Source organism: Calidithermus chliarophilus DSM 9957 (genome assembly GCF_000430045.1).
Classification (GTDB): domain Bacteria; phylum Deinococcota; class Deinococci; order Deinococcales; family Thermaceae; genus Calidithermus; species Calidithermus chliarophilus.
This window is the reverse complement of sequence record NZ_KE387023.1, coordinates 151,963-177,924: the sequence shown is the minus strand read 5'-3', so window position 1 is coordinate 177,924 and position 25,962 is coordinate 151,963. Positions and strand designations below refer to the sequence as shown.

Sequence of the window (25,962 nt, the reverse complement as noted above, 5' to 3'; positions counted from 1 at the left end):
CCTTAGCACTGAGAGGTGCTGCTCACGAAGATCCGCGCGAACGAGGGGGCCGCCGCCAGGATCACCCCGCCCACCGCGGCGCCGATCATCAGCGGCACGGCCTTCTTGCCGCCGATCATGAGCGAAATGCCGCCGATGGCGAACATGATGATCACCAGCGCCAGCCCGAAGGGGCCCTTCATGGCGTTGTAGATGTTGCAGATGGCAGTGGTCAGGTTGTTGAAGGCCTGGTCTGCCTGGGCGTGGGCCACGTTGCCCAGGCCCACCAGCAACAGGCCCATCAAGAGACCGCGCACCTCCGGCAGGGCCGCCAGCTTCTTCACCGTAGCTCCGATCTTGCGCATCTCACTCACCTCATTGCGATCTTTTATTACCCTTTGTGGGCAATATAATACTACCATATGCGCCTCGACCCGGAAGTCAAGAAGCAGGTGGAAGCCGCGCTTAAAGGGCCCGTTCCTTCGCCTACCGAGCCCGAGTTTGATGAGCTGTTGCTCCGCTTACGCAAGGAGAACCCCGAACTGGCAGATTTGCTCGAATCCGGGGTGATCTTCGACGACCTCCCCACCCCGGAGGAGGAGACCCAGCGGGCGGTATCCCGGCGGGAGGGCCTGCGCCTCCTGAAGCACCGCCTCCTCGACCGCTACGACGAGCTCACCGGGGAGTGGGTTCCCTCGCGGCCCAAGCAGGTCGCGGTGGGCTTCGTGGGGCTGGTGCTGGCCACCTCGCTGTGGTTCGCCTTCTCCACCCGCGAGACGAAGCCCGCCTCGGGAGGGTTGCCCGTGCCCGTGGCCTCTGCCACGGGCCAGAAGCCCGTGTCACCCCAGCGACCCGAGGGGGTCGCCAAAGGCGATCCCGGCTTTGCCGGTAACCTGGGCGATGCCGGTACTCAAGCTCAAGTGGAGGGCCGCCAGGCCCCCGGCGATGCCGGTACTCAGGGGGCTCAGCCTGAGCCTGCCCCCTCCAGCACACCGGCGTCCGCCGATCCCAGCACTCAAGGGGAATCTGCCGCCCCCACGCCCCCGCCTCCCTCCGGCTACTCCGAGGTGCCCCCACCGCCTCCTGGCTATTCCTCTGCGGGGTATCCTTCCGCCGGCGCGGCCCCCTCGGGGGCGGGCAGCCCCACTCCCCAGGCGGCCCCCCCTCCCCTCACCCTCTACGCCTACAGCCCCCGGGCCGCGCAGGCTGCGGCTACCCCTGCGCCCCTCACCCTGGCCAGCAGTGGGAGCACTCAGGCTTCCGCAGGGCCCCCGGGTGCACGGGACATGAGTCCCGTCCCGACAGGGGATCGTCCCCTCACCCTGGGCGCTCGTCCGTCCGGTGCGGCTACCTCCTCTTCCCGCCCCGTCACGGGCAGCGTGGCCGATGACGTGGCCGCCACCCTCCAGGGGGCTCCTGCGCCCTCTGCCTCAGCCGCGGCCGGGGCGAAGGGCGGGGGCCTGACCCTGGGGAAGGAGACCCAATCCACCTTCGCGGTACGGGCAGTTGAGGGACAGGGCGGCCAGGGCGGGAGCTTCTATCTGGTAGGGGGGCCTGCTCAGGCTCAGGCTCCGCAGAATGCCTCCCCCCAGGGCAGCGGGGCACCTAATCTAACCAACACCCCGACTCCCGCTTTCCCTGCCTCCTCCCCACCCTTTGCGCCGCCCGCGTCAGCGCCGACACAGGCGCAAGCCGCTCCAACCCTACCGGCTGCCCCCTACACCCTGGGCACCCGCCTCAAGGGACGGCTGGGGGTGGGGGTGCTGATTGCCGAGCGGACTCCAGGGGCGGTGGCGATAGACGCCGAGGACGGTTCGACCTGGGTGGGGGAGGTCACCCTGGATGAGACCCGCCGCCTCAAGGGGCGGCTCATGCGGGTCATCAAGGACGGCCGGGAGTATGCGGTCAATGCCACCCTGCTCGATGCCGAGGGGACGCTCGGTGTGGCGGCTAAGGTGCGCGAGGAAGCCCCCTCCATCGCCGCTGACCTCATCCGGGGAAGCCTGCGGGGGGTGAGCGATTACGTCACCGCCGCCTCACAGGCCAAGAGCGTGACCGTGCTGCCGGGGGGCGGGGTGGCCCAGTCCTCGCAAACCCCACCCCTCGAGCTCTTCATGGCCGGTAGCCTGGCCAACCTCTTCGCCCTCCAGCAGGACAAGAAGGCGGTGGTGCGGGTGGCCCAGGCCGATAAAGGAACGGAGGTGGTGATCCTTGTTGTCCCCAACCAGGACCCCGCTGCGGGGAAGTGAGCGTGAGGGGGCCCTCGAGCGCATCGCCCTTGCCCTGCGCTGCGACCTGGCCCTCACCGAGGGCCAGCTCCTGCGCCACTTTGGGATGGTTCCCTCGGAGAAAGAGGCCCAGGGCGTGGGCCTCTTTGTGGTGAGGGCGGTCCTGAACCCCTCGCACCACGCCAACCGGCTCATGGAGGTGCGCTTTTTCACCTCCCACCTCTGGGTGAGCCGCCTGGGGCCGCCCCTGCTGCGCCACCTGGCCGGGGTGGGGGAGATGCGCCACCTCCTGGGGGTGCCAACCCACGAGTGGCGCACCGACACCCACCGCGTCCACTACCGCGAGCAGCCGGATGCCTACTGGTACAGCAAGATCGGCCCCATCGCCATCGAGTACGACGCGGGCAGCTACGCCCTGCCCCTGCTTCAGCGCAAGGTACAGACCTTCGCCCTGCGCTTCGTGGGGCAGTACTGGGGGGTTCCCACGGAGAAGAAGGCCGCGAGCCTCAGGGCGAAACTGGGGGGGTATGGGTTGGAGCCGCGTTTCGTCATCGTGGCCCCGTGGTGGTAGACTTCGCCGCCGAGTGGACCCCCGGACCCGAGCCCCGGTCCGCGGGGGACCGGGGTTTTCTCCTTCTCCTGTTGCCGGGCAGGAGAGGGCCACGGCCCCTGGACCGCAGGCAGATTCCATTCGGATGCGCCAGAACCCGTGCGCCTTTGGGAGGAACTGTGGGCGCGACCAAGCCCAAGCTGGCCCGCTATGGCGGCAGCGCGAGCCCTGGAGTCGCCGTCCAGCGGAGCCGCTCGGCCGCCACAGCCCCGCCGCGCTGCCCCAGGGGCTGCTGGGGCAGATGGGTGGGCATCCTCGGGCGCATGACCGACGCCTGCTATGAGTCGGTCGTGTGGGTCAACCAAGCTAACTGCAGCTATGTCCAGCCTGCTGACATGGTTGGCCAGCCCACCTTGGTGAAGCACTATAAGAGCTCCTTCACATCCCTGGCCTCCAGCCCACCCTCCTGCTCCATGCGCTCGAAGCGACGGGGATAGGGGTGGTACACCCGTATGAACTCAGCCTGCCCGAGCCTCCTCCGGCTGTACCACCCCATACGCAGCAGGGTGTTCCTGAGGCTGCGGGTGGTGTAGGCCCGCAAGCTCGCGACCACCATCATCTGTTCGCTGCGCAGCCCGGCCCCCTCAGAAACTTCTTCAACCCTCCGGCTCATGAACGCGATGCGTCCCCTGGGGTTGCGCCCCCCGAAGCGCCAACCCTCCCGCTCCGCGATGCGGATTGCGCGGCGCAGCAGCACCGCATCGGCCACCGCCGTGGCCCTGGGGCGGTAGAAGCGGGTCATCGCGAGCACCTCCACCCGTCCCCTGGAGCCCACCACCACCGCCCTGCCCAGCACGGTGGGGATGATTGCCAGGTATCGTCGCCGCACCAGGTCGTAAAACGTAGCCCTGGGGATGCACTCCAGGGCCTCGTCTATCAACATCGGCCCCCGCAGATGGAGGTTGCGGATAAAGCGTTGATGCTTCTCCGCCAGGCGTACCGGTGGGGAATCCCCAGGGCTCATCGCCCCTCGAGCTCGATCCGCGTCCCGGCCATCACCGAGCGCTTGAGGGCAAACTGCCGCCCGCTCCCGATCTCCACCAGCCCCCACTCCAGGTTGATCTCGCCCGGACGGGCCCCCTCGAGGGTGATGAGGCCCGAGAGGGCCTCACCGGGGTTGATGAGGGTCTTCAGCGGCTCCCGCTTGAGGCTGTAGGAGAGCCGGTTGCCCCCCTGGGTGATGGCGAGGCGGCCAGGGTCTGCCGCGATGGTGCGGTTCCCCCGGTTCTCCAGGGTGAAGAAGATCGTCACCGTGCCCTTCCCGTCCGAAGGTACTTGTGCCGTGGTGGTGAACCGCACCAGCTCGGGATTCACCGGGGCCGCCTGCGGAGCAGGGCCGCTCGCCTGGGGCTGCGGGGTTGGGGCCGGGGCGCTGCTCACCGGCGGGACGTAGGTGGGAGTCGGTGCCTGGGTTCTGGCCCGGCTGAGCTCGATCACGTACCGACGTGGCCCCACTCCCGGCCCGATCTTGAGGGTGAAGAGCAGGGTGCGCCCGGCCACCTCCACCACCAAATCGGTCTGCCCGGCCTTCTGGGTGGCCGAGATCAGGATGCGCGGCCCGGCGCTCTCCACCCGCAAAAGCTCCCCCTTGGCCGAGGCCAGGGTGCTCACCGTGTCCCAGAAGTCCATCACGGTGGTGAAACCAGGGGAGACCTCGATGACCCCGGGTACGCGCACCAGGTCATCGGCGTAGTAGGTCTTTAGCACCGACTGACCCAGGGCGAGACCGACGGCCAGCACCATGGACAGGAAGATCAGCCGCTTGCGGTAATTTATTGCCTTCATGGAGGCATTATATGACAACAACTCGTTGCCGAAAATGCTAGCGCACTCGGCTGCGGGGAGGGAAGTACACCCTGAAGGGTTTCCTACCCGACCAGAAGAGCCAGATTCCCCGGAAGAGGGAGATCAGGCCCGGCACGAGGATCACCACCCAGTACCACATCGAGAGCAGCTTCCCCGGATGCGCGGCCACGTCAGACATCGCTGTCCAGACAAAAGCCAATTCCAGCACCCCTGCCGCGAGCAGCACCCGCCGCTTCCACCCCAGAAGATCATCGTTCCCGAAGGAGGCCCAAAAGCGCAACAGCAGCCCGCCTACCAGCAACCACAGCAAAAGACTTTCAGCGCCGCGTTTATCCAGTGCCGGGAGCACGAACATCGCCAACTCGGGCAGGAACACCACCCGCCAGCCCAAGGCCCTCCAAGCGACCTGCCCGAGGTGGGGTCTGGGCGGAGCCCCTGGCGGCACGAGCTCCACCACGAACGCAGGCGGGGCCTTCGTGCGCCCCTCCGTCACCTCCTCTTCCCGCAGGCGATACCGCCCTCCCTTGGGGCGGATGGAGGGCGCCGGGCAGGTGCGGTTTTGCAACCAACCCGCCACCAGGTCTACCTCGTCGTTGTCCAGCAGGCGCTTTCCCCGCAGGTAGTCCTTGATGGCCCCCTCGTCGCGTAGGGCCAGCACGCCGTCCACCCGGCCCTGGGGTTCCTTCAGCTTGGGGTTCAGCACCACCGGCAGGGCGGAGATCGCCCTCCCTGAGCCTTCCCAGACCCGCCTGGCCTCGGTCTCAGCGATAAGGGGGAACTCCGCGACCACCAGCACCCCCGCCGGGCCTACGTAGAAGGTGGCGGGAACCCTCTCCAGCGTCACCTGGCGCATCCGATGCTCCTGCCCCTTCGCACCATCGGAAGACCGTGCTTTCTGGTGTATGGGCGTAACCCGTCCCGATAGGGGATCGTCCCCACGCTGTACCGGCTCTCTGCGGGAGAGCATCCGCACCGCCTCCAGGGTCTCCTCCGGGGAGAGCCGTCTCCTGCCGCAGCGGACACGGGCCTCCAGGGTCTCCCGCCGCATCCGCAGGGCACCCCTCACCGCGAGCCGGGGGAAACGGGGGACCAACCGGACCTCCGCGTCCAGCCGGGCCTGCTCGAGGGCCTCTCGCGTTTCTGCCACCACCCATACCCCGCCAGGGCCTACCCAGATTTCATACGCCCCGTCCCGCTCCTGGATGCGGTAGACCGGGCCGGGGGGTTCTTCAAACCCTTTCCCTGAAGCCTGCCGTTCGTTCTCCTGCGGTAGGCGGAAAGTCGCATTCGCCTGCCTAGCCCTGGCCGCCAGCACCCCCTCGAGTACCGCCACCGCCGCCCGTCCGGCCCGTTCGACCTCCTCCCTCGAGGGCAGGGGCATCTCCACGGGTTTGCCGTGCACCACCCGGTTGCGCAGCTTCAGGAACCAGCGCACCTTGCGCAGACCCTCGGGGTCTATGAGGTGCTTAACCTGATCCAGAAGCTCCCCGGCTCCCTTGACCGGGCCCCTGGCTCCCAGCCGCTCGAGCAGGGCTTCTACCTGCCGGCCGTACCCAACGGCGATGTCGTTGACGCTCTGCATGTTGCTACGTTATCTCCGGATCGCCCCACTCCTCCCCGGCAAACTCCAGGTGGGCCTCGTCGGCCAGCCGGGTAGCCTCCCAGAAGGCCTCGTCGAAGCTGCCATAGCTTCCCAGCACCGTTTCGAGGCCCTCCTCGCTGCGGTGCACGGCTTGGAAGGTGTGGATATCCGGCTGGCGCACGAACCATACCCCCTTCCCCCGGTAGGACTGGAAGACCTCACGCTCTCGGATCATCCCGTTCATTCGTATGATCACCGTCCACCTCCCTGTCGCTCACCCCACGGGGTCGCCCAAGCCGCCACACGTAGTGTACCCTGGAACCTTCCTGTATTTTCTCGAACTGGGGTCGGCTCCTCAGCAGCGCTTCCTCAAAGGGGCTCTCGGCCACCAGCTCGTAGAGCGTGCGAAAGCCCCCTGCTTCCCGCACCCGCACCTCGCGCCAGACTTCCCCTCCCGCTTCCACGGCCCTCGAGAGGAAAAGCTCGCGGTCATGACAGGCCCGCACCACGACCGCTCCCGGCGGCATCTTCAGGGAAAGGGCCACGATTCTGGCCCTGGGCCGGATCAGCATGGGCCCCTCTCCTCGGAAGGAAAAACCCCCTTCTCTTCCGTGGATACGCCTTTGGGGAAGACCCGCGCCAGCCGCTCGGTGCGCTCTTGACCAACCGCCAGTATTTCCACCGTCTTCGCCTGGGTCCAGCCCCTCTCGAAGCGCCGCAGGGTGTCCAGCAACCAGTCCTGAAGCGTCCACCGGGGCATTCCCGGCCATCGCCCATGCGCCTCGAGTTCCGCCTCGCTCGGCACCAGCAGCCCCCAGTAGACCACCTCGCCGTCCACCACCAGCCGCACCCTCCGGCAGCCTGTCCGCCTCAACCGCTCCACCAGCCTCGGGGCCGCTTCAATCAGGGCCCCCCAGGGACTCTCCGAGTTCGACCTCATAGCCTCCCTCCTCAGGACTCCCAACCCTCCCAACACCCACCGCTACCGGCGCTTTTCTATCGCGCAGAACGCTGTTTTCTCCGCCGGGACTCCAGAGCCCATCTGCTTCTGTTGGGAAAACGGAATTCCCAACAGGCGGATTTTTCCCAACACCTTTTTCATCGTCCTGGACAGGGTTTTCTGCCCCGTTGGGACTGTTGGGAGTTCTGGCGATATGGGGGTCTATGATTTGCACCACATCGCGCACCACCCCCCCGATCCGCACCCCCACCCCGTAGCGCACCCGTCCACCCCGCTCCTGGGTACGGATCACCCCGCGCTCGCCCAATCGCTTCCACAGCGTGCGGGGGGTGGGGAGGGGTTCACCGGACTCCATGGCCAGGCGGTTCAGGGCGGCGTAGAGGGCGGTAGGCTCGAGGTAAACCCCCTGTCCGTCCACCCACCCCACCTGCGGCCCCTGGGGTATCCACTGACCCGCCTGCACCCGCCAGCCCCAACGTTCAGGGGCTGGGGGAGGCTCCTCGGCGCTGTGCCGGTGGGCCAGGTGGGCCCGTCCGCTCGCGAGCAGGGCCAGCAAGAGCGGGATGAACCGCTCCACCGGGTCGGTGTCCTGCTGGTATCCGGTTTGCTGGGCGGCTACCTGCCGCAACGCGCCCTCCATCTCCAGGGTCAACCGGCTGGCCTCAGCGGGGGTGATGAGGCCCACCTCCAGCCAGTGCTGCTGTACGGCCTCCCACACCGCATGCAGCCGAGCCAGGGCATCGGTGGTACGTCCGTGGGGCGCGGGGTAGTGTGGGCGGAGCTCGGCGATCCGTGCCCTGACCAACGGCCGTACCTCCTCGAGCCGCCCCGCCAGCCAGCGTATCCAGGCGGCATAGGCCTCTGATAGGCGGGCGGCCTCGAGTTGCAACCGTGAAAGCTCTGCCAGGTTGACCTCTCCGGGGTTGAGTTCCAGGAACAGGCACCGCGCCCGCACGCTGTGGCCGGGGGGCAGGTCCTCGCCCGTGACCAGCAGGCTGCCCATGGGAGCCCGGTCGGGCTGCATCCGGCCATCCGAGCGCATCCGCGCCCGCCCGGTGGCGTTGCCCTGGTTGCGCAGGAGCCGTGCGGCTTTAGCCTGGAGCTCCTTCTGCTTCCCCTCGTGCCCGGTGGGGGCGTAGTCGTCCACCAGCAAGAGCGCGTCCTTGGCTGCAAACGCCAGGGCCTCCAGGGCGTTGGCCGTCCCCTCCCAGTTGGTCGGGGGGTGCGGAGCGGTGTGGCCCCACAGGGCCTGCACCAGCAGGGCCAGGCTGGTCTTGCGAGCCCCGGTGCGGCCCGAGAGGTACACGCTGCCCATCGGGTGGCCGATGGGGGCGGCCAGGGCGTAGAGCAGCAGCGGCCAGGTCACCCGACGGGGGGCCACCTCGAGCATACTCAGAAGGAGCGAAAGGGTCTCCCGCTCGGCCTCGCCAGTGGGTGGGTCAGGCAGAATAAACCCGGCCAGTTCGGGGGGCAAATCCACCTCAATCCCCTCTATGCTCCCTCGCTGCCCAATGCCTCCCCCAGCGTGCAGGTAGACCCACTCCGTCCCCCTCCGTATCCAGCCGGTATGGGCGTAGACCGTGGTGCGCTCGGGGTTGCTCAGATGTTGAATGGCGGCCCGGAGGCGATCCCGCACCCCGTTCCCCGGGGACACGATAGCCCTGGCCCCCCACTCCCGCACCGGCCAGGCCATGGCGGAAAACTCCGCCGCCCGCACCCGCACAGCGGGCAGGGGGCCTGCCGGGGTGTGGCCCTCGAGTTCGAACAGGAGCTCCTCCTGCACCCCATCGGTGCGCCGCACCTCGCGGCGGATGGTGCAGGCGAAGTTGGCCAGGGGCACATAGGTCACCGCGCGGTCTTCGCCCCGGCCCTCCAGCCGGGCCATCTCGATGCGCCCCCGGTGGATGCGGTAGCGGGGATAGCCGGGCAGGATTTCATCCCCCTCCACAACCCCCTGACGCTCAGGTGGTATAATCCTCTCCACACCAACCTCCCTTGCCCCACCCCGCCAGGTGGGGTTTATTTCATGCGTCTCCTCAGCGCCTCCCCCAGCGCCCGCTGGCCGTAGCGCTCCGCGTGCTCGCAGGCGTCCAGGCCCTCCGCCAGGGGCAGGAGAGGGAAGGCCGCAACCCCCGCCTGCCGGGCTTCCTCCCTCCAGCGCGTGAGGGCCTCCCGCCCGGCCTCATCGCCGTCGGCCAGCAAATAGACCTTCCGCCCCTCCAGGTGTCCCCAGGGGATGTGCCCCTCAACGCCGGGGATACCCAGCACGTCCGCTTCCCCCTCGAGGGCGAACCAGGCGGCCATCGCGTTGAGCTCACCCTCCACCACCAGCACCGGTCGCCCGGCCCCCTGGCCGAAGCCGGGCGAGTGCCACGCCGGAGCACCCCGGCCAGGGGTGAGGTAACGGTAGCGGTAGTCTTTGGGTTCTTTCAGCCGCACCTTGATGGCCTGAATCTCGCCCGAGGGCCCCAGGATGGGGATCACCAGGTCGCCCTTTCTGCTCCTCCCCAGCCCCACCCGCCGGGCCTGCTCGAGGGTGATGCCCCGCCCCCGGATGGCCTCCCCGTCAAGCCGCATCTGGGCTGCCCGGAGCGCGGCTTTCTCCCTGTTGCTGGTCACGGGCGTAGCCCGTACCTTGTGGCCGTGCGCGGGTTCGGGCAGGCTGCGGCGTAGAACCTGCGGGGTGGCAGGTGTGGACCGAGCGGCCTCTTTGATCAGCTCTGCCGCCTCCTCCCTGCTCAAGCCCGCCGCGAGCAGCAGGTGGAATGCGTTACCACTTTCCCCCGTCGCATGGTCCTTCCAGAACCACATGCCACGGGCCACAAAGAGCGAGAGCGAGGGGTTCCGATCCCCCCGCCACACCGCCCGGCACACCCCGGCCCGCCCTGGCCTGGCCCCTGATTCCGGCCACAGCCGGGCCACCAGGCCGGGGAGGTCAACCGTCTCGATGCAGCGCGTCAGGGCGTCGCTCGTCATCCCCTTCCTCCTCCAGTTCGTGGATCAGCACTTCCATCCTCCCTCCTCGCCGGATCTGCACCTCGAGCCAGGCCAGCCTCTCAATGACCAGCAGCCGCCCCCCCGCTTCCATGCCGCAGATGCCCTGCGAGGCCCACCGGGCCCTTCCTCCCATCTCCAGCACGTCCTGAAGGCGGTCAGGGAGCAATGACAGCGGGTGCAGCCGGACTCCCATTCCCTCGAGTTCAAAGGCGACCTCGAGCCTGGGACCTTCCGCGGGGAACGGAACTTCCCTGGCAAAGCGCCGCAACCCCTCAACCGTCCCCACAGGCAGCGAGATCGCGATGCCGCACTCACGCGGGGATGCCAAGAAAAATTCTCGCTCGGTCATAGTTCCAATGTAGCCTCAAGGCTTCTCATCTTTTTTGATTTATGAGAAACCGCCTTTTGCTCTTTTGGTGCGTCACACGCACCCTGGTTCTGGTTTGCAAACCCACTCGCGCGCCATTCTCTGCCGAGGACAATCCCGACTGCCCGCACCTGAGCCGTCAAGTCCCCCTCGTTTGTAGAAAACCGGCGCACCAGAGCTATGCGCCGTGGCTGGGCGGGCACTCAAATCCCTCCGCGATCTGGAGCAGCAACCGCTCCTCGCTCACACCCAAACGCCCTGCCAGCACCCTCGCTAACTGACGGCTGTACACGAGCGATGGACTGCGTACCTCCCCCCGCTCCCATTTGGTCAGCAATGAGACCGTAATTCCGGAAGCCCTTGCCAGCGCTTCCCGACTTAAACCCGCCTGAACCCGCAATTGCCGCACAACATTTGCCATGCGCTCACTTTACAATACGTTATTATTTTTTGTAAACAATACATTACCAGTAATGAGTTACTGGTAACTCTTTGTAATAGAATCCCCTCATGGCAAAAAAAAGCTTTCGCACCTCCACCACCCCCTCACTCACAACCCCCAACTGGGCACGCCTCCTACAAACAAGACGAGAAAAGCTCGGCCTTTCACGTGAGGGGTTAGCCCTGGCTGCGGGCATTTCCCCTTCCCTCGTAGCCAAGCTGGAGCGCGGTGTTCACGACATTCGTGATGTGAGCGTGGGCCGATTGCATTCGCTGCTGCAGGCGCTCCACCTCCCTTCAGTGGATTTCCTGCTCAGCGAAGACAATTCCAATGAGTTCACACCCTCCACTCCTGGCGTTGCTTTGCTGTCCTACTACCCAGCGCTGCTTCCAGCCTGCGTTGGAGAGGCAGCGCCCGGTCATGGTCACATTGATGCCCGGTTCCTTCCTACCCGTTCCAGCTATACCGACTTCTTCCTGGCCAAGCTGGGGCGGGATGCCCTCTGTAGCGAGGATTTATCAATCAAAGAGGGCTCGGTTTTGGTAGTAGAGCGTAGGCCTGCCAGAGAGCGGGGCATCGTCCTGCTCAGCCTTATCGAGGGTACCCGGCGGCCTCTACTGTACCGCCTGCCCACTGAGCCCTGTCTGGTACGGCCGGTCAGTGGGGTAGGAGAGGTGTATTGGCTCCTGCCGGACGGCGCCCTCCAGCTCCCCGCCGGTAAGAAAGCCGCCATATATCCCGTCCCAGTGGGCGTCGTCCACGGGGAGTTTCGCTCGTTATGAAGCGCTGTGCCCTCTACACCCGCGTCTCCACCGAGGAGCAGGTCGAGCGCTACTCCCTCGAGGCCCAGCGCGAGGTCCTGGAGCGCTGGGCAGGGGCGCTGGGGTACGAGGTCGCTGACACCTATACTGACCCCGGCTACTCAGGAGCCCAGGAGGACCGGCCCGGCCTGGCCCGCCTGCTCACCGACGCACGGGAAGGGCGTTTCAGTGTGGTGCTGGTCTACCGGCTTGACCGCCTGGCCCGCAAGGTGCGCCTGGCCTACGACCTCATCGAGCGCCTGGAGGCCTGCGGGGTGGGGCTCATGAGCTACTCCGAGCCGAACATCAACACCACCACCCCCATCGGCAAGGCGGTGCTGGGGATCATGGCCGTGTTCGCTGAGTGGGAGCGGGACACCTTTGCCGAGCGCAGCCGCCTGGGACTGCGCAAGGCCGCCCAGAGCGGGAAGTACCTGGGGGGTATCGTGCCCTATGGCTACACGGTCGAAGGTGGCCGCCTCAGCCCCCACCCCGAGGAGGCGGTGGTGGTGCAGCAGATGTTCACCTGGGTGGCCGAACGGGGCTGGAGCACCGAGCGGGTGGCCAGGGAGCTCAACCGCCTGGGCATCCCCCCCAAATACCGGCGAGACGGTCGCGGGGTACGGGGTAAGCGCACCGCCGGAGTCTGGCGAGGGGGCGGGGTGCTACGGCTGCTCAAGAACCGCACCTATATTGGCGAGTACACCTATGGCAAGCGAACCCGCAAAACCCAGCCGGAACTGGTGAAGGTCGCCGTGCCGCCCATCGTGGAACCTGCTCTCTTCGAGGCCGTGCAGGAACAGCTCTCCCGCAACGCCCTCTTCGCCGCCCGCAACGCCCGCAGCGTGTACATGCTCAAGGGGCTCATCCGCTGTGGAACCTGCGGACGCGCTTACGTCGGTTCAACGGATTACTACGCCTGCGTGGGGCGGGTTAGCCGCCAGGCCTCACCTATCCCCTCCATGCGCTGCACCGCTCCCCACGTGCGCCGGAAAGACCTGGAGGAGGCCATCTGGCGTGACATCCGCTCGTTTCTGCTCAACCCCGGTGAGGCGCTTCAGGCTTTTCTGAAAGGGGAGTCTCGCGAGGAGAACGAGGCCGCGCTGCTGGAGAAACGCCTGCGCTCCCTCCTCGATGCCCGCGCCCGGCTGCTGGACCTGTACCTGGAGGGAGGTGTGGACAAGGAGAGCTACTATGGCCGCCTCGAGGAGCTGGACACCCGGGTCAAAGAAGTCCAGGCGGCTCTGGACGAGGCCCGTCGGCAGGTGATCGAAGAGCATAGACGCCAGGAGTCCCTGGCTACCCTCGAGGAGCTGGCCTCTCACCTGCGGGAGAGGATAGACATGCTCACCCCGGAAGAGAGGCAGGCGGTGGCACGGGAGCTTGTAGAGGTGGTGACGGTGCGCCCGGGCAGGGGTGAGGTTCAGGTAGAGGTGCGTTACCGGTTTGGGCAGATTGCACCTCACACGGGCAGGGGTTCATCGCGGCCAGGAGCAGGAACCGGGCCGGGAAGGTGAAGCTGGCCCTGGCCCGCGACACCGTGACGACCGCGTCCTCGAGGGGCTGGCGCAGGACTTCCAGCGCGTCGCGCGAGAACTCGGGGAACTCGTCCATGAACAGCACGCCCCGGTGGGCCAGCGAGATCTCGCCCGGCTTGGGGACCGAGCCCCCGCCGATGAGCCCGACGTCGGAGATGGTGGCGTGGGGCGCGCGGTAGGGGGGCGTGCGGATGAGCCCCCCGCCCACGAGCTTGCCCGCGGCCGAGTGGATGCGGGTGACCTCGAGCGCCTCCTCCCGCCCCAGCGGCGGCAGCAGGCCGGGCATCCGCTTGGCGAGCATGGTCTTGCCCGAGCCCGGCGTGCCGACCATCAGCAGGTGGTGGCCCCCGGCGGCGGCGATCTCGAGCGCCCGTTTGGCCTTGGCCTGCCCCTTGACGTCGAGCAGGTCGGGGACGGCCTCGAGCGACTCCACGGCGTCGGGGGGCGGGGTGGGCTCAAGGGGGCGCTCCCCGGTGAGGAATTCGACCACCTGCCGCAGGCTCTGGGGGCCATAGACCTCGACGCCCTCGATCAGGGCCGCCTCCCGGGCCGACGCGGCGGGCATCAGCAGCCTGAAGCCCTCGGCCAGGGCGCCCAGGGCCAGGTTGACCGCGCCGGGCACCGGGCGCAGCTCCCCGTCGAGCCCCACCTCGCCGGCCGCCGCGACGCCCTCGAGGCTGGCCTGCGGCACCACCCCCTGGGCGCACAGCAGCCCCAAGGCGATGGGCAGGTCGTAGTGGCTGCCCTCCTTGCGCTGCTCGGCGGGGGCCAGGTTGACCACCACCCGCCCCTGCGGGTAGGGGAGCCCCGCGTTCTTCAGCGCCGCCCGCACCCGCTCGCGCGACTCTTCCACGGCCTTGTCGGGCAGGCCGACGACGGTGTAGCTGGGCATCCCCGCGGATACGTCCACCTCGACGGTGACGGGAACGGCCTCGAGGCCGTAAAGGCTATAGGTTCGTACTTGGGCAAGCATCCGATTCCAGAGTTTATCCGAAAGATGCCGCCCTGTCGCTCTGTGAGGATATTGACAGATAATATCGGATAGTGCAATTTAATTGCCGAAAAGGGGGTTTTGATGATGGATGACGAAGTGCTGACCCTCGAGGAAGCCGCGGCCCTGCTCAAGGTCAGCGAGACGCTGGTGTACCAGCTCGCGCGCTCGGGCAGCCTGCCGGGGCGCAAGGTGGGGCGGGAGTGGCGTTTCCTGCGTTCGGCGCTGCTGGAGTGGCTCAGGGCTCCGGCGAAGGAGGACGGCGTGAAGGAAGGCGTGGTGCAGCTCGACAAGTTCGGCGGGGAGTACAAGGTGGAGAACGGCCGGGAGCACGTGGCGATGTGGCTGCCGCTGAGCCTGGAGGAGAAGGAGCGGCTGCTCGAGAAGATGCAGGCGCTGCGGGAGGGGCGGAACCCCAGCGCGATGGTGGCCGATTATCTGCGGGAGTGGCTCGAGAAGTAAGCGCGGTCCTTGATGGGGCGCGCGGGCTCAGTAGAATGGCGGGATGCGCCTTCGGCTGACCCTCGGAAGTGCCCTCTCCCTGCTCCTTTCGGGCATCATCGCCGCGAGCCCGGGCGGCCTGCTGCCGCAGTGGCAGGAGGTCTTCGACCCGGGCTCGAGGCTCTCGCTCTACTTCAACCTGTACCTGGGCGGGCTGCTGCTGGGCCTGACCCTGGCCCGCCTCACCCCGGTGCGGCACCCCTGGTTCCCGATGGCGATGGTGCTGGCGGGGCTGGGGCTTTTGGGCGTGGCCTCGGCGCAGAGCTTCGACGCCGTCCTCTGGGCGGCCTTCCCGCTGGGGCTGGGCGTGGGCGCGATCAACCTCAGCGGCAACAGCCTGCCCGGCGACCTCTACCCCGAGCGGCGCATGATCGTGCTGAGCCAGGTCAACGCGGCCTTCGGGGTGGGCGCCATCGCCACGCCCTTCCTGGTGAGCTTCTTCCCCTGGCGGGAGGTGCTGACGGCCTTCGCCGTGCTGGCCTTCCTGGGCGCGGCGCTGGTGTGGAAGGCCCCCGCCAGCAGCCCCCCGGCGCCGGATGGGGGGCACCCCGGGAACGGCTGGCTGTGGCTGCTGGTGCTCGCCATCGGGTTGTACGCGGGGCTCGAGCAGGGCTTCGCCACCTTCTCCGGGGCCTACCTGACCGAGCTGGGCTACCCCACGGCCCTGGCCGGGGCCCTGCTCTCGGCCTACTGGGTGGCCTTCACGGCGGGCCGGCTGCTCATGGCCTACTGGGTGGCCCGCGACCCCCTGCGCCACCTCACCTGGCTGGTCTGCGGGGCGGTGGGGGTGGCCCTGCTGTACTTCCTGCCGCCCCTGCCGCTGCTCTTTCCCCTGGCGGGCTTCCTCATCGGCCCGGTGTTCACCACCTTGATGGCCCTGGGGCAGGGCCGGGTGGGCAACGCCGCGGTGGCCTACGCGCTCTACGCCGGGGCCAGCGGGAGCACCCTGGTGCCTGCGCTGTTCGCCCTGCTGCCCGTGGCGGGGATCCCCTGGGGCCTGCTGCTGGTGGGGCTGGCCCTGCTGGCCCTCACCCAGCGCCTGAGGAGGCTCGATGCGCGCACTGCTCTTTGACCTCGACGGCACCTTGGCCGACACCGACCGCCTGCACGAGCGGGCTTGGCTCGAGTCCCTCCGCCCCTACGGCATCGAGGGCGACCACGCCTTCTACCAGGAGCACATCAGCGGCGGCCTCAACCCCGAGATCGCGGCGCGGCTGCTGCCCCACCTCCCCGAGGCCGAGCGCGCCGCGCTGGTCGAGGCCAAGGAGCACCGCTTCCGCGAGCTGGCGCAGGGCCTCGAGGGCCTGCCCGGGCTGCCCGAGCTGTGGCGGTGGGCCGGCGAGCGCGGGGTGGCGCGGGGCCTGGTGACCAACGCCCCGCGCCGCAACGTCGACTTCCTGCTGCGGGCCCTGTCCCTCGAGTTCGACCTCGTGGTGCTGGCCGAAGAACTGCCCACCGGCAAGCCCGACCCCCTGCCCTACCGCACCGCCCTCGAGCGGCTGGGGCTGGCTCCCGCCGAGGCCCTGGCCTTCGAGGACTCCCCCTCCGGCGTGCGCTCGGCCGTGGGCGCGGGCATCCCCACCGTGGGCCTGACCACCGGCCACGACCCGAGGGGGCTCGAGGAGGCCGGGGCTTTCCTGCTGATCCGGGACTTCAGCGACGGGCGGCTGTGGGAGTGCCTGGAAAAACTCTGTGGTGATGTGCCGAGCGGGTAATTTAGACCCCCTTTATTTTCTTCTAGAATTCGACTAGAATTCCTCTCTAAATAGCCGGCTGCTGGACATACTCCATCCCACGCCGGGCCGGTGGCGGCGTGTGCAGTGCTGCGCCGCCCGAGAGGACTCATCATGCCGAACCGGATGTGGTTGACCCTGCTGTTCGTGATCCTGGCAACCGGAGCCCTCGCCCAAGCCCCCGCCTTCGAGGCCGTCCCTTGCCCAAAGGGGATCCGGGCTACGCGTTGCGGCTACGTGCGGGTTCCGGAGAACCGGGCCAACCCTGTCCGGACCATCCGGCTGTCCGTTTACGTGGTGGAGAACCGCTCCCCTGGAAAGGCGCCCGATCCGGTGTTTTTCCTGGCGGGCGGGCCGGGGGAGCATGCCGCGATGTACACCGTCCTGGCAGGGTTGTTCGACGACCGCGACTTCGTGACCTTCGACCAGCGCGGGGTGGGGCGGTCGCAGCCTGCCCTGGACTGTACCGAAGAATACGCGGGCTCGAGCCCGAGCTTCCCCGGCGGCGAGGAGGCGGAGGAGGCGTTGCGGGCCCTCGAGGCCTGCGGGCGGCGGCTGCGCGCGGCGGGCGTCGACCTTTCCGCCTACAACGCCACCGAGAGCGCCGCCGACGTGGAGGATGTCCGCCGGGCGCTGGGCTATGGGAAGATCAACCTGGTCGGGGGCTCCTACGGCACCCGGCTGGCGCTCGAGGTCATGCGCCGCTTCCCCGGTGCCCTGCGGGCGGTGGTGCTCGACGCGGTGATCCCGCCGCAGGTAGACCGCCCCGTCGAGACCGTCCGTGCCGTCGAGGAGGCTTTCCTGGGCGTGCTGGCCGCCTGTCGTGCCGACGCGCGGTGCCAGGCGGCCTACCCCGACCTCGAGCAGGCCCACGCCGAGGTCTATGACCGGCTCAACCGCCAGCCCCTCACCGTGCCCTATGGCAGTTCTACCGTCCAAATCGACGGTGGCGGATTCCAGTCACTCGTCCTCCTCTCCCTCTATAGCCCCCTGACCATCGCCGAGCTGCCGAGCCTGGTCTACGCCCTGCGCGAGGGCCAGACGGCGGCCCTGGCCCGTTCGACCGTCTGGCGGTTTCTTCAGATCGTTTCTGGGGTCATCACTGTCGGGGCCTTCTTCGCCCACGAGTGCCGGGGCGAGATGGCCTACAGCAGCCTCGAGGGACTGCGGGCGGCTTATGCCGAGTTCCCCCGCTGGCGGGGCTCACTGGGCACTAGGCCCGGCGTCTCGAGCGAGCGGGGCTTCGCCGCGTGCCGGGCCTGGGGCCTGACCCAGCCGAGCGGCGAGGAGAACAGCCCGGTGAAAAGCGACGTGCCTACCCTGCTGCTAGCGGGCCAGTTCGACCCGGTGACCCCCCCACGCTGGCTCGCGCTGGCTGCCGAGGGACTGTCCAACGCCTACGCCTTCGAGTTGCCGGGCCAGTCGCACGGGGCAGGACTGGGCAGCGAGTGCGGGCACTCTGTCATCAGGGCTTTCCTGAGCGACCCGTCTGCCCGGCCCGATGCCGCCTGTACGGAGCAACTCAGGCCGTGGTTCAAGGTGCCTTAGGGCTATCCGGGCTATGGCCCAGGCTTTGCACGGGCCACGGGCTGCCCGACACCCGATCCCCCTCCCCATCAGCCTTTACCCGACACCCATTGCGCCCGCCCCGCCACCCCGTATTACCCTAAGATCCATGCGCAACCTCCTGATTCGCCTGATCGTCAACACGGTGGCCTTGTGGGTCGTCAGCTCGGTGTACGGCGGGGTGAGGTTCGCCCCGGGCAGCGGCCTGGGGGATTACCTGCTGGCAGGGCTGGTGCTGGGCCTGGTCAACACCTTTATCCGGCCCATCCTGCTGCTGCTGACGCTGCCCATCAACCTCCTGACGCTGGGGCTGTTCACGCTGGTGATCAACGCCGTGGTGCTGATGATCGTCGCGGCCTTCACCTCGCTCGACGTCGGGGGGTTCATCTCGGCCTTAGTCGGGGCGGTGCTCCTGACGGTCGTGAGCTACTTCCTCAACCTGGTCTTCGGGGACAAGCGGTAGCCTGCGGGCACCCCGGACCCTCCGGCGCGGTCTTTCAGGCCTAACGCGAGCCCGTGATGTAGGACTCGAGCTCGGCGATCATCAACTCCTGCTCGCTCATGATGGCCTTGACCACGTCGCCGATGGAGATCAGGCCCACCAGGTTCCCCCCCTCGAGCACCGGCAGGTGGCGGATGCGCTTGCCGGTCATGAGCGCCATGCACTCGCCCACGGTGGTGTCGGGGCTGACCGTGATGACCTCGTCGGTCATGATCTCCCGCACCTTGGTCTCGCGCGAGACCCGGCCCACCAGCACCACCTTGCGGGCGTAGTCGCGCTCGGAGAAGATGCCCACCACCCGCTCGTCCTCCATCACCACCAGCGCCCCGATGTCGTACATCGCCATGCGCTCGAGCGCCTCGAACACGGTAGCGTCGGGGCTGATGGTGTGGACCCGGTTGCCTTTGGCCAGGATGAGTTGCCGCACGCTCGAGGTCATACCCAAAACCTCCTCTGCCTGAGCGGGGCGGGCGACGGGAGGCCGTGGCCTCTGGGACGACGCGCGATCTCAGGCTTTTGGTGCTTCCCAGTTTAGCAAAGCCTGGGGCGGCGGGGCTCAGGACGGGGCGGTGACGACGTAGAGGCGGTCGGGGTGGGTGTAGCCCTCGAGCAGCAGGTCGCGCTCGTAGCGCATCCCTGCCTTCTCGGCCACGCGGACCGAGGCCAGGTTGTGCGGGTCGATCTGGGCGACCACGCGCCGCAGCCGTAGGGTATGGAGCGCGTAGGCCAGGAGCGCCGTGACCGCCTCGCTGGCGTAGCCCCGTCCCCACCTCGAGCGCGCCAGGCGGTAGCCCAGCGCCACCTCGGGCCTTCCCCCCAGGTCGGGGTGATGGGTGAGCCCGCAGTACCCGACCACCTCGCCGCTCTCCCGCCCGACCACCGCGTACGGGCCGAAGCCCCGCTGGCGGTAGCTCTCGAGGCACCCCGCCAGCCAGCCCTCGACCCAGGGCAGGTCGCGCACCCCGTGGTCGCTGAAGCGCATCACCTCGGGGTTGCCGAAGACCGCGAGCAGGGCGGGCGCGTCGCGGGGCTCGAGGTGCCGCAGGAGCAGGCGGCGGGTCTCGAGGACGACCATCAGGCGTTGGGGCTCCGCGCCGGGGTGCCGCGGGGTTTCGCCTCCCGCACCGCCAGCGAGAGGGTGAGCGCGGGCACCAGCAGCAGGCCCAGCGCGGCGAGGCTCGGGATGACCCCCACCCGCTCGATGATCGGCCCCACCACCCCGTACAGCAGCCCGGCGAAGCCCCAGGTGAAGCCCATCAGCAGCCCGGAGACGGTGGCCATCTGGGTGGGCTCGTGCTCCTGCGCCATCACCACCGCCACCGGGATCCCCGCGTTCATCAGGGCGCCGGTCACGGCCAGCAGCGGCACGTAGAACAGGCTCTCGGGCGGGAGGCTGAGCAGCCCCACGTAGAGCGGGATGGCGAAGGCCATGGTTCCCACCAGCACGTTGCGCCGCCCGAAGCGGTCGGAGAGGGTGCCGCCTAAGAAGGCTCCGGCGGTGGCCGAGAAGCTGTACACCGACAGCGCCAGCGCGGTCTGGGCGTCGGAGAGCCCGCGCTGGGCGAACCAGAAGGGGATGGTGGTGGAGAAGCTCATGAAGGTGATGCTGCGCAGCGTCGAGACCGCCCACAGCCGGGCCACCTGGCCGCGGAAGACCCGCGCCAGGTCGGTGAAGCTCGAGGGCTTGCCCTTCACGGCGGCGGGCGGGGCCTGCCGCAGCAGCAGGAAGGCCGGGACCAGCACGACGGGGATCAGCCAGGCCAGCGCCTGGAGCCCGCCCGCGTTGACCACCCCCAGCGAGACGATGGGCCCGAGCGAGAGGCCCAGGTAGCCCCCTGAGCCGAAGGTGCTCAGCCAGAAGCCCCGCCGCTCCGGGCTGGCGTACTGCCCCACCAGCGCCGCGCCGGCGGCGTGGAACAGCGCTGAGCCCAGCCCCGAGACGCCCAAAGCCACCGCCAGGGCCAAAGGGGTGGGGAAGAAGCCCATCAGGCCCCCGCCCAGCGCCACCAGCACCGGGCCCAGCGCGGCCAGCAGGCGGCGGTCGAAGCGGTCGGCGATGAGGCCCGCCACGGGCTGCAGCAGGCTGCTGGTGAGGGAGTACACCGCCACCAGCACCGACACCGTCCCGTAGCTCACCCCGAAGGCGGCCTGCAGCTTGGGCAGCAGCGGGGTGAGGAAGGCCCCGAAGAGGTCGTTGGTGGCGTGAAGCCAGGAGAGCAGCAAGGGCAACATGCCGCCGAGCATACCCCCCGGTGGGGGAGGCGGATTGTCAACAAGGGACTATTCTAGGCTGGCGGCCCCGGGTGAAATTGGCACGGAGGAATTGCCCGTTCAAGGAGGCAATTCCTCGCGCTCGGGGGGCGGCATCAGGCCCCGAGGGTTTGTGCTACAATCCCGGAGGTTGCGGTACTGCATGCGGCCTCGCTCGACCACGCTAATCCGGACCTAAGCAAGGGCGATTAAAAAGAAGTGGCGCGCCCGACAGGACTCGAACCTGTGACCTTTGGCTCCGGAGGCCAACGCTCTATCCAGCTGAGCTACGGGCGCACGCAGAAATGTAGGGTAGCACCGCTCAAGGAGGCAGTCAAGTGTTTGGAATCAGTAAAAGGGTCGTCGCCGTCATCTTCGGATTGCTCGTGGTGGCTTTCGCCATCGGGGCCATCCTGCTGTTCACCCCGCAGGGCCAGCAACAGGCTAAGGGCAAGGTCGAGCTCACCGTCAACGGCAAGCCGATCTACGAGACCGAGCTGGTGCGCTTCCGCTCCAGCGATCAGGTGCTCTCGGCTACCGCCGACCAGGAGGGCGTGCTCAAGGTCCTGGCCGAGCAGAACTTCTACAACAACCTCGTGCTCTACCAGGCCGTGACCCAGGACGCCTCGCGCATCCGCGTCTCCAGCAACGAGCTGCGTAAGGAGCTCGAGCGCATCAAGCAACAACTGGGCATCACCAGCGACAAGCAGTGGCAGGAGACCCTGCAGCGCATCGGCTACACCGAGACCCAGGTGCGCAACGAGCTGCGCGACCAGATCCGCATCAACAAGCGCATCGAGCAGGTGCAGGGCGACATTAAGCCCACCGAGGAGCAGCTCAAGCTCTTCTACGAGCTCAACAAGACCACCTACCGCAACGACGAGCGGGTCATCGCCCGCCAGATCGTCGTCGACGACAAGGCCACCGCCCAGAAGCTCTACGAGGAGGCCAAGGCCGGCGCCGACTTCGCCGAGCTGGCCAAGAAGAACTCGAAGGTGGGCGCCGACCAGTCGGGCGCGCTGGGCGCCGAGACCGGCAAGAGCGAGCCCAAGCCGGTGACCAAGGTGATCTTCCCGACCGCCGTGGGCGAGGCCGTGTTCAAGCTCAAGCAGGGCGGCATCACCCAGCCCGTCGAGTCGGCGGGCCGCTACTACATCGTCAAGGTCGAGCAGTACCTCCCGGCGGGCGAGTCCTCCTTCGAGGAGGTCAAGGACCGCGTGACCGAGGACGTGAAGAACCTGCTCAAGGAGGGGGCGCTCGAGCGCTACATCGAGGAGGTGCGGGCCAAGGCCAAGGTCGAGCCGGCCAAGGGCTCCAGCATCAAGCTCAGCGACCCCGTGGTGGCTAAGGTGGGCGACAGCGAGATCAAGCTCTCGCAGGTGCTGCAGCCGGCCTTCGCCAACCCGCAGTTCCCCAACTTCGTCGCGCAGGGCCTGGGCGACCTGGCCGTTCAGTTCTTCCTGCCGCAGACCCTCGACCAGCTCATCACCCGCGAGGTGGTGCTGGCCGAGGCCAAGAAGATGGGCCAGCCCTTCTTCGGCACCAAGGACTCCATCGTGCAGCAGGCCGAGAGCTACCAGGCACGCGGCGTCACCGCCACCGACGAGGAAGCCCGCAAGTACTACAACGAGAACAAGATCCTCTTCACCGAGCCCGCCACCGCCACCGTCACCGTCGTCAACTTCACCAAGGACCAGGAGGCCAAGGCCAAGGCCTTCCGCGCGGCGGCGCTCAAGGGCGGCAAGCTCGAGGACCTCGCCAAGGCCCAGGGCGGCAACGTGCAGGACTACGGCGTGGTGACCTCCGGCACCCTGCCCCCCGTCTCCAACAAACTGGTCTTCGAGACCAAGGCCACCTTCCCCAAGAGCAGCCTGGGCGAGGTCAGCGAGGTGGTCAAGCTCGAGGACGGCAGCTTCCAGGTTCTCCTGATCAAGGCCCGCACCCCCGAACGGGTCAAGCCCTTCGCCGAGGTGGCCCAGGAGGCCCGCGACAACGTGATCCGCACCAAGAAGGTCGAGGCGGGCAGCAAGTGGGTCGAGAGCCTGAAGAAGACGGCCAAGGTGGAGAACAAGCTGCAGGAGGTGCTCAAGCAGCTCACCCCGCCCCCGGCCAAGAAGGAAGAAAAGCCCGCCGACCCCAAGCAGCCCGGCGGCCAGACCGCCCCTAAACCCGAAGAGAAGCCCGCCACGCCCGCCAAGCCCTGAGCGCTTCGCTCGGCGACCCTTTGGGCGGCCTCCGGGCCGCCCTTTTTCGTCGCCCCCGGGGTGTTTCGTCCTTTCATACCGGGTTCAAAAACAGGTCCAGAAAGATGATCACCCGAACCAAAGAGCCCCGGAGGCTATCTTTTGGGATCCCAGAGCACTCCCTTCGGCCCTGCAAGCCCGCCGCCGTCCGGCGCCGGGCTGACCGAATCCAGTATCAGGCCCCCTAGAGCCCATGCTAGACTGGCCTCATGGTGGATGCCGGGCTGGACCGGGCTTTTGAGAAGGTCCGGGCGATCCTCGAGGGCGACCTCGAGCACCCCGGCCTGACCCTCTACGACCTGCAAGAGCTCGTCGGCTTCCCCGGCCGCAGCGACGGCCCCCTCTCCTACAGCCTGCCCAAGGACAACGGGCTCGAGGGGGTCAACGCCGTGCGCTTCTTCTACTACCCCAAAGACCCCGAGGTCACCCTCATCGTCGAGGTGGAGGACAAGAGCCGCCGCCGCCACCTGCGCCACTTCAAGTGGAACGGCATCAGTTGGGTGGCCCCCCGCGGCTTCAAGGCCGACCTCACCGCCACCCGCGAGATGGTGGGCGGGGTGGAGGAGATCGGCGGGGACTTCTTCCTGGGCTTCAGCCGCAACGAGGCCCGCGACCTCGCCGAGGCCATCCGCAAGGGCGAGGCGGTGGGGGCGAAGTACCTGCTGTGCCCCCGCGACAACACCCGCCTCTTCTACGCCCCCGGCGTCTCGGCCTCCGGGCTGCCCTGCCCCAAGTGCGGCAACACCACCCTGCTGTACAAAACCCTCACCTTCAGCGCCCCCGAAGACCGCATCGAGGCCCTCATCCGCGAACAGCGGGCCCTGCGGGCGCAGCTCGAGGACCTCATGCTCTTCCTCAAGAGCCGCCTGGGCGGCCCTGAGCCCAAGGATAAATAATACCAGATTCGGTTGGTCCGTCACCGTTCGGTGACGCCGCCCCGCCTTGGCGGGGCGGCCGACCGAAGTTATCCGCGTGGCGGAGGGCGGTAGCGCCCCTTGGAAGGGATACGCTTTCTTCGCCGGCCGCCGGGGAGGGGTGTGCTCTAGGGTTCAAAAAGATAGCCTCTGGGGCTCTTCGGATCGGATGATTATCTTTTTGAATCCGGTATAAACCCTACAAAAAGCGCCGTTTCAGCTCGGGCGTAGGCACCATGCACTGCTCCCGCCTGCCGAAGATGCGGTAGCGGTGCCGGGCGACGAGCCGGTACACCCTGTCCCGCAGCGGCTTGGGGATGACCCACAGGGCATAAGCCAGCCGCCAGACCCCGCCCAGCCGGCGGAGGATGTGCAAGGCCGCGTCGGACTCGAGGTACACCCGCCCCCCTTCCAGCACCACCACGCTGTCGGCCAGGCCGCCCCGCTCGAGCAGCCCGTGCTCGCGCAAGAGCTCCTGCCCCGCCTCCGACTGCTGCGCAGCGAAGCGGAACCGCCCCCGCGGGTCGCGCTCGAGGATGAACCGCACCGTGCCGTTGCAGAGGTTGCACACCCCGTCGAAGAGCACGATGGTCTCCATGGCTCGAGCTTAGCGCGGTTTGGGGCGTGGAAAAGTGGCTCGAGGGGTAGAGGGTGGGAAGCCTGAGGCTCGTGGCTCGCGGCTCGTGGTTCAACCTCCCCGGCCCTGCCCGCGGGCGGGGAAGGAATATCCCCCCTAGCCCCCCTTGCTAAGGGGGGAACAAGGCGCCTTGCGTTTTGCGTCTTGCGTACGACGTACGACCCGCGTTTTGCGTTTGGCTATCGGCTATCAGCTATCGACCATCGACCATCGACCATCAACCCCCTCACGGGATATTTGTAACCCCCCCAACCCCCTAAGCTGAGCGTGTTGCAGTATCATGCGACACGACCCAGGGAGCGACCGGCATGAAACTATTCGATAACTATGGCCGCCTCATCAAGGATTTGCGCCTGTCGGTGACGCCGCGTTGCAACCTGCACTGCCTGTACTGTCACCCGCTGGATTGGGAGATGACCGAGCCGCCCGGCACCATTAGCGTCGAGGACGTGCGCAACTTCCTGGGGGCCATGCGGCTGCTGGGCCTCGAGTCGGTGCGCTTTACCGGCGGGGAGCCGCTGGTGCGCAAGGAGCTGCCCGAGATGATCGCGGCGGCCCGCGAGCTGGGCATCGAGGACATCGCCATCACCACCAACGGCATGCTCTTCAAGCGCAAGGCCAAGGAGCTCAAGGACGCTGGCCTCAAGCGCATGAACCTCTCCATGGACTCGGTGACCCCCGAGGTCTTCCGCACCATGACCCGCGGGGGCGACGTCCGGCGCGTCTGGGAGGCCATCGAGACCGCCTTTGAGCTGGGCTTGGGGCCCGTCAAGCTCAACGCGGTGATGATCAGGGGCATGAACGAGGGCGAGGTGATCCCCCTGGCCTTGCTTTCGCTGGACAAGCCGCTGCACGTGCGCTTCCTCGAGTACATGCACCTCGATAACTCCAACCCCGAACTCTACCGGCAGCGCTTCATCGCCGGGAGCGAGACCAAGACCGTCATCGAGCGGCACTTCGGCCCGCTGGAGAAGCTCGAGGACGACCCCAGCGCCCCGGCGCGGCTCTACCGGATCCCCGGCGCGGTGGGCACGGTCGGCTTCATCAACCCGGTGATGGAGCCCTTCTGCTCCAACTGCTCGCGCCTGCGCCTGACCTCCGACAAGAAGCTGCGGCCCTGCCTGCTCACCGACCTCGAGATGGACATCGCTTGGGCCTTCGAAGCGCCCAACCCGCTCGAGGCCCTCGTGGACGCCATCCTCATCGCCACCGACCGCAAGCCCGCCTTCGGCAACACCCTGCCGACGCTGCGCGAGCGGGTGATGGTGGGCATCGGCGGCTGAAACGGCCCGGGCGTGCTGAGTAATTTTCCTGT

The 25,962-nt window shown here is 67.8% G+C and carries 27 protein-coding genes, 1 tRNA gene and 1 pseudogene; 12 read left to right on the top strand and 17 right to left on the bottom strand.

The features are described from left to right. Window positions 1–2 precede the first annotated feature (2 nt). A complete protein-coding gene (locus MEICH_RS0100940) occupies window positions 3–344 on the bottom strand; it encodes a TrbC/VirB2 family protein (protein WP_027891069.1) in 342 nt (113 codons plus the stop codon). Window positions 345–1,739: 1,395 nt separating this feature from the next. Between MEICH_RS0100940 and MEICH_RS29910 the strand changes: the two genes are divergently transcribed. Together MEICH_RS29910 and MEICH_RS0100930 are read left to right on the top strand one after the other, a co-directional pair. Then, window positions 1,740–2,228 carry a TraB/TrbI/VirB10 family type IV secretion system protein gene (locus tag MEICH_RS29910; protein ID WP_245587584.1) on the top strand — a complete coding sequence of 163 codons (489 nt, stop codon included), beginning with the start codon at window positions 1,740–1,742 and terminating at the stop codon, window positions 2,226–2,228. After that, complete coding sequence (locus MEICH_RS0100930) at window positions 2,191–2,778, top strand: hypothetical protein (protein WP_027891067.1); 588 nt, start codon at window positions 2,191–2,193, stop codon at window positions 2,776–2,778. Before MEICH_RS29910 ends, MEICH_RS0100930 begins: the two co-directional genes overlap by 38 nt. A gap of 403 nt (window positions 2,779–3,181) precedes the next feature. Here MEICH_RS0100930 and MEICH_RS0100925 read toward each other — a convergent pair whose 3' ends face one another. From MEICH_RS0100925 to MEICH_RS27610, 10 genes are all read right to left on the bottom strand, one after another. After that, window positions 3,182–3,700 (bottom strand): hypothetical protein, encoded by a 519-nt coding sequence (locus MEICH_RS0100925; protein ID WP_027891066.1) that lies wholly within the window; start codon window positions 3,698–3,700, stop codon window positions 3,182–3,184. Window positions 3,701–3,777: 77 nt separating this feature from the next. Next, window positions 3,778–4,602 (bottom strand): hypothetical protein, encoded by an 825-nt coding sequence (locus MEICH_RS0100920; protein ID WP_027891065.1) that lies wholly within the window; start codon window positions 4,600–4,602, stop codon window positions 3,778–3,780. A gap of 37 nt (window positions 4,603–4,639) precedes the next feature. Next, window positions 4,640–6,205 carry a hypothetical protein gene (locus MEICH_RS0100915; protein ID WP_027891064.1) on the bottom strand — a complete coding sequence of 522 codons (1,566 nt, stop codon included), beginning with the start codon at window positions 6,203–6,205 and terminating at the stop codon, window positions 4,640–4,642. 4 nt (window positions 6,206–6,209) lie between these two features. Next, complete coding sequence (locus tag MEICH_RS0100910; protein WP_084542117.1) at window positions 6,210–6,440, bottom strand: hypothetical protein; 231 nt, start codon at window positions 6,438–6,440, stop codon at window positions 6,210–6,212. Next, the gene (locus MEICH_RS0100905; protein WP_245587583.1) at window positions 6,424–6,777 is read right to left on the bottom strand and encodes a hypothetical protein; all 354 of its coding nucleotides are present in this window, start codon (window positions 6,775–6,777) and stop codon (window positions 6,424–6,426) included. Before MEICH_RS0100905 ends, MEICH_RS0100910 begins: the two co-directional genes overlap by 17 nt. After that, window positions 6,771–7,055, bottom strand: a complete 285-nt coding sequence (locus tag MEICH_RS26725) for a hypothetical protein (protein ID WP_245587582.1) — start codon at window positions 7,053–7,055, stop codon at window positions 6,771–6,773. The genes MEICH_RS0100905 and MEICH_RS26725 overlap by 7 nt, the downstream gene beginning before the upstream one ends. A 49-nt stretch (window positions 7,056–7,104) precedes the next feature. Beyond that, entirely contained in the window at window positions 7,105–9,114 is a 2,010-nt protein-coding gene (locus MEICH_RS22910) for a DUF927 domain-containing protein (protein ID WP_245587581.1), read from the bottom strand. A 71-nt stretch (window positions 9,115–9,185) separates the two neighbouring features. Then, the gene (locus MEICH_RS0100890) at window positions 9,186–10,142 is read right to left on the bottom strand and encodes a toprim domain-containing protein (protein WP_027891061.1); all 957 of its coding nucleotides are present in this window, start codon (window positions 10,140–10,142) and stop codon (window positions 9,186–9,188) included. Next, window positions 10,102–10,512: a hypothetical protein gene (locus MEICH_RS0100885; RefSeq protein ID WP_027891060.1), complete on the bottom strand. Its 411-nt coding sequence runs from the start codon at window positions 10,510–10,512 to the stop codon at window positions 10,102–10,104. The genes MEICH_RS0100890 and MEICH_RS0100885 overlap by 41 nt, the downstream gene beginning before the upstream one ends. 196 nt (window positions 10,513–10,708) lie before the next feature. Further along, the gene (locus tag MEICH_RS27610) at window positions 10,709–10,951 is read right to left on the bottom strand and encodes a helix-turn-helix transcriptional regulator (protein WP_084542116.1); all 243 of its coding nucleotides are present in this window, start codon (window positions 10,949–10,951) and stop codon (window positions 10,709–10,711) included. 89 nt (window positions 10,952–11,040) lie between these two features. Here MEICH_RS27610 and MEICH_RS27605 point away from each other — a divergent pair, with 89 nt between their 5' ends. Together MEICH_RS27605 and MEICH_RS29905 are read left to right on the top strand one after the other, a co-directional pair. Beyond that, window positions 11,041–11,754, top strand: a complete 714-nt coding sequence (locus MEICH_RS27605; RefSeq protein ID WP_018465416.1) for a helix-turn-helix domain-containing protein — start codon at window positions 11,041–11,043, stop codon at window positions 11,752–11,754. Further along, window positions 11,751–13,289 carry a recombinase family protein gene (locus tag MEICH_RS29905; protein ID WP_084542115.1) on the top strand — a complete coding sequence of 513 codons (1,539 nt, stop codon included), beginning with the start codon at window positions 11,751–11,753 and terminating at the stop codon, window positions 13,287–13,289. Before MEICH_RS27605 ends, MEICH_RS29905 begins: the two co-directional genes overlap by 4 nt. Here the strand turns inward: MEICH_RS29905 and MEICH_RS22905 are convergent. Beyond that, window positions 13,237–14,283 (bottom strand): annotated as a pseudogene (locus MEICH_RS22905) (YifB family Mg chelatase-like AAA ATPase); the annotation flags it as partial. The gene MEICH_RS29905 and the pseudogene MEICH_RS22905 sit on opposite strands and share 53 nt — an antisense overlap. Before the next feature lie 105 nt (window positions 14,284–14,388). On the opposite strand from MEICH_RS22905, the gene MEICH_RS0100860 reads away from it, so the two are divergent. The 5 genes from MEICH_RS0100860 to MEICH_RS0100840 all read left to right on the top strand — a co-directional run bounded on the left by MEICH_RS0100860 (window position 14,389) and on the right by MEICH_RS0100840 (window position 18,564). Beyond that, on the top strand, window positions 14,389–14,763 hold the full coding sequence (locus MEICH_RS0100860) for a helix-turn-helix domain-containing protein (RefSeq protein ID WP_051304184.1): 375 nt from the start codon (window positions 14,389–14,391) through the stop codon (window positions 14,761–14,763). A 43-nt stretch (window positions 14,764–14,806) separates the two neighbouring features. Next, a complete protein-coding gene (locus tag MEICH_RS0100855; protein ID WP_027891056.1) occupies window positions 14,807–15,874 on the top strand; it encodes an MFS transporter in 1,068 nt (355 codons plus the stop codon). After that, a complete protein-coding gene (locus MEICH_RS0100850) occupies window positions 15,855–16,517 on the top strand; it encodes an HAD family hydrolase (protein ID WP_027891055.1) in 663 nt (220 codons plus the stop codon). The genes MEICH_RS0100855 and MEICH_RS0100850 overlap by 20 nt, the downstream gene beginning before the upstream one ends. A gap of 144 nt (window positions 16,518–16,661) precedes the next feature. Continuing rightward, entirely contained in the window at window positions 16,662–18,083 is a 1,422-nt protein-coding gene (locus MEICH_RS0100845; RefSeq protein ID WP_027891054.1) for an alpha/beta hydrolase, read from the top strand. A 127-nt stretch (window positions 18,084–18,210) separates the two neighbouring features. Continuing rightward, the gene (locus tag MEICH_RS0100840) at window positions 18,211–18,564 is read left to right on the top strand and encodes a phage holin family protein (RefSeq protein ID WP_027891053.1); all 354 of its coding nucleotides are present in this window, start codon (window positions 18,211–18,213) and stop codon (window positions 18,562–18,564) included. Window positions 18,565–18,604: 40 nt separating this feature from the next. On the opposite strand, the gene MEICH_RS0100835 is transcribed toward MEICH_RS0100840, so the two are convergent. From MEICH_RS0100835 to MEICH_RS0100820, 4 genes are all read right to left on the bottom strand, one after another. Further along, window positions 18,605–19,042 (bottom strand): CBS domain-containing protein, encoded by a 438-nt coding sequence (locus MEICH_RS0100835; RefSeq protein WP_027891052.1) that lies wholly within the window; start codon window positions 19,040–19,042, stop codon window positions 18,605–18,607. A gap of 117 nt (window positions 19,043–19,159) precedes the next feature. Next, entirely contained in the window at window positions 19,160–19,678 is a 519-nt protein-coding gene (locus tag MEICH_RS0100830) for a GNAT family N-acetyltransferase (RefSeq protein WP_027891051.1), read from the bottom strand. Next, window positions 19,678–20,835, bottom strand: coding sequence for an MFS transporter (locus MEICH_RS0100825; protein WP_027891050.1), 1,158 nt, complete (start codon window positions 20,833–20,835; stop codon window positions 19,678–19,680). Before MEICH_RS0100825 ends, MEICH_RS0100830 begins: the two co-directional genes overlap by 1 nt. A gap of 238 nt (window positions 20,836–21,073) precedes the next feature. Next, window positions 21,074–21,150 (bottom strand) — tRNA-Arg (locus tag MEICH_RS0100820). A gap of 41 nt (window positions 21,151–21,191) precedes the next feature. Here MEICH_RS0100820 and MEICH_RS0100815 point away from each other — a divergent pair. Together MEICH_RS0100815 and MEICH_RS0100810 are read left to right on the top strand one after the other, a co-directional pair. Continuing rightward, complete coding sequence (locus MEICH_RS0100815) at window positions 21,192–23,057, top strand: peptidylprolyl isomerase (protein WP_027891049.1); 1,866 nt, start codon at window positions 21,192–21,194, stop codon at window positions 23,055–23,057. A gap of 248 nt (window positions 23,058–23,305) precedes the next feature. Further along, the gene (locus MEICH_RS0100810) at window positions 23,306–23,992 is read left to right on the top strand and encodes a hypothetical protein (RefSeq protein WP_027891048.1); all 687 of its coding nucleotides are present in this window, start codon (window positions 23,306–23,308) and stop codon (window positions 23,990–23,992) included. Window positions 23,993–24,209: 217 nt separating this feature from the next. On the opposite strand, the gene MEICH_RS0100805 is transcribed toward MEICH_RS0100810, so the two are convergent. Continuing rightward, on the bottom strand, window positions 24,210–24,608 hold the full coding sequence (locus tag MEICH_RS0100805) for a thiol-disulfide oxidoreductase DCC family protein (protein ID WP_027891047.1): 399 nt from the start codon (window positions 24,606–24,608) through the stop codon (window positions 24,210–24,212). A 347-nt stretch (window positions 24,609–24,955) separates the two neighbouring features. On the opposite strand from MEICH_RS0100805, the gene moaA reads away from it, so the two are divergent. Further along, entirely contained in the window at window positions 24,956–25,930 is a 975-nt protein-coding gene (gene moaA / locus MEICH_RS0100800) for a GTP 3',8-cyclase MoaA (protein WP_027891046.1), read from the top strand. Window positions 25,931–25,962: the final 32 nt, after the last annotated feature.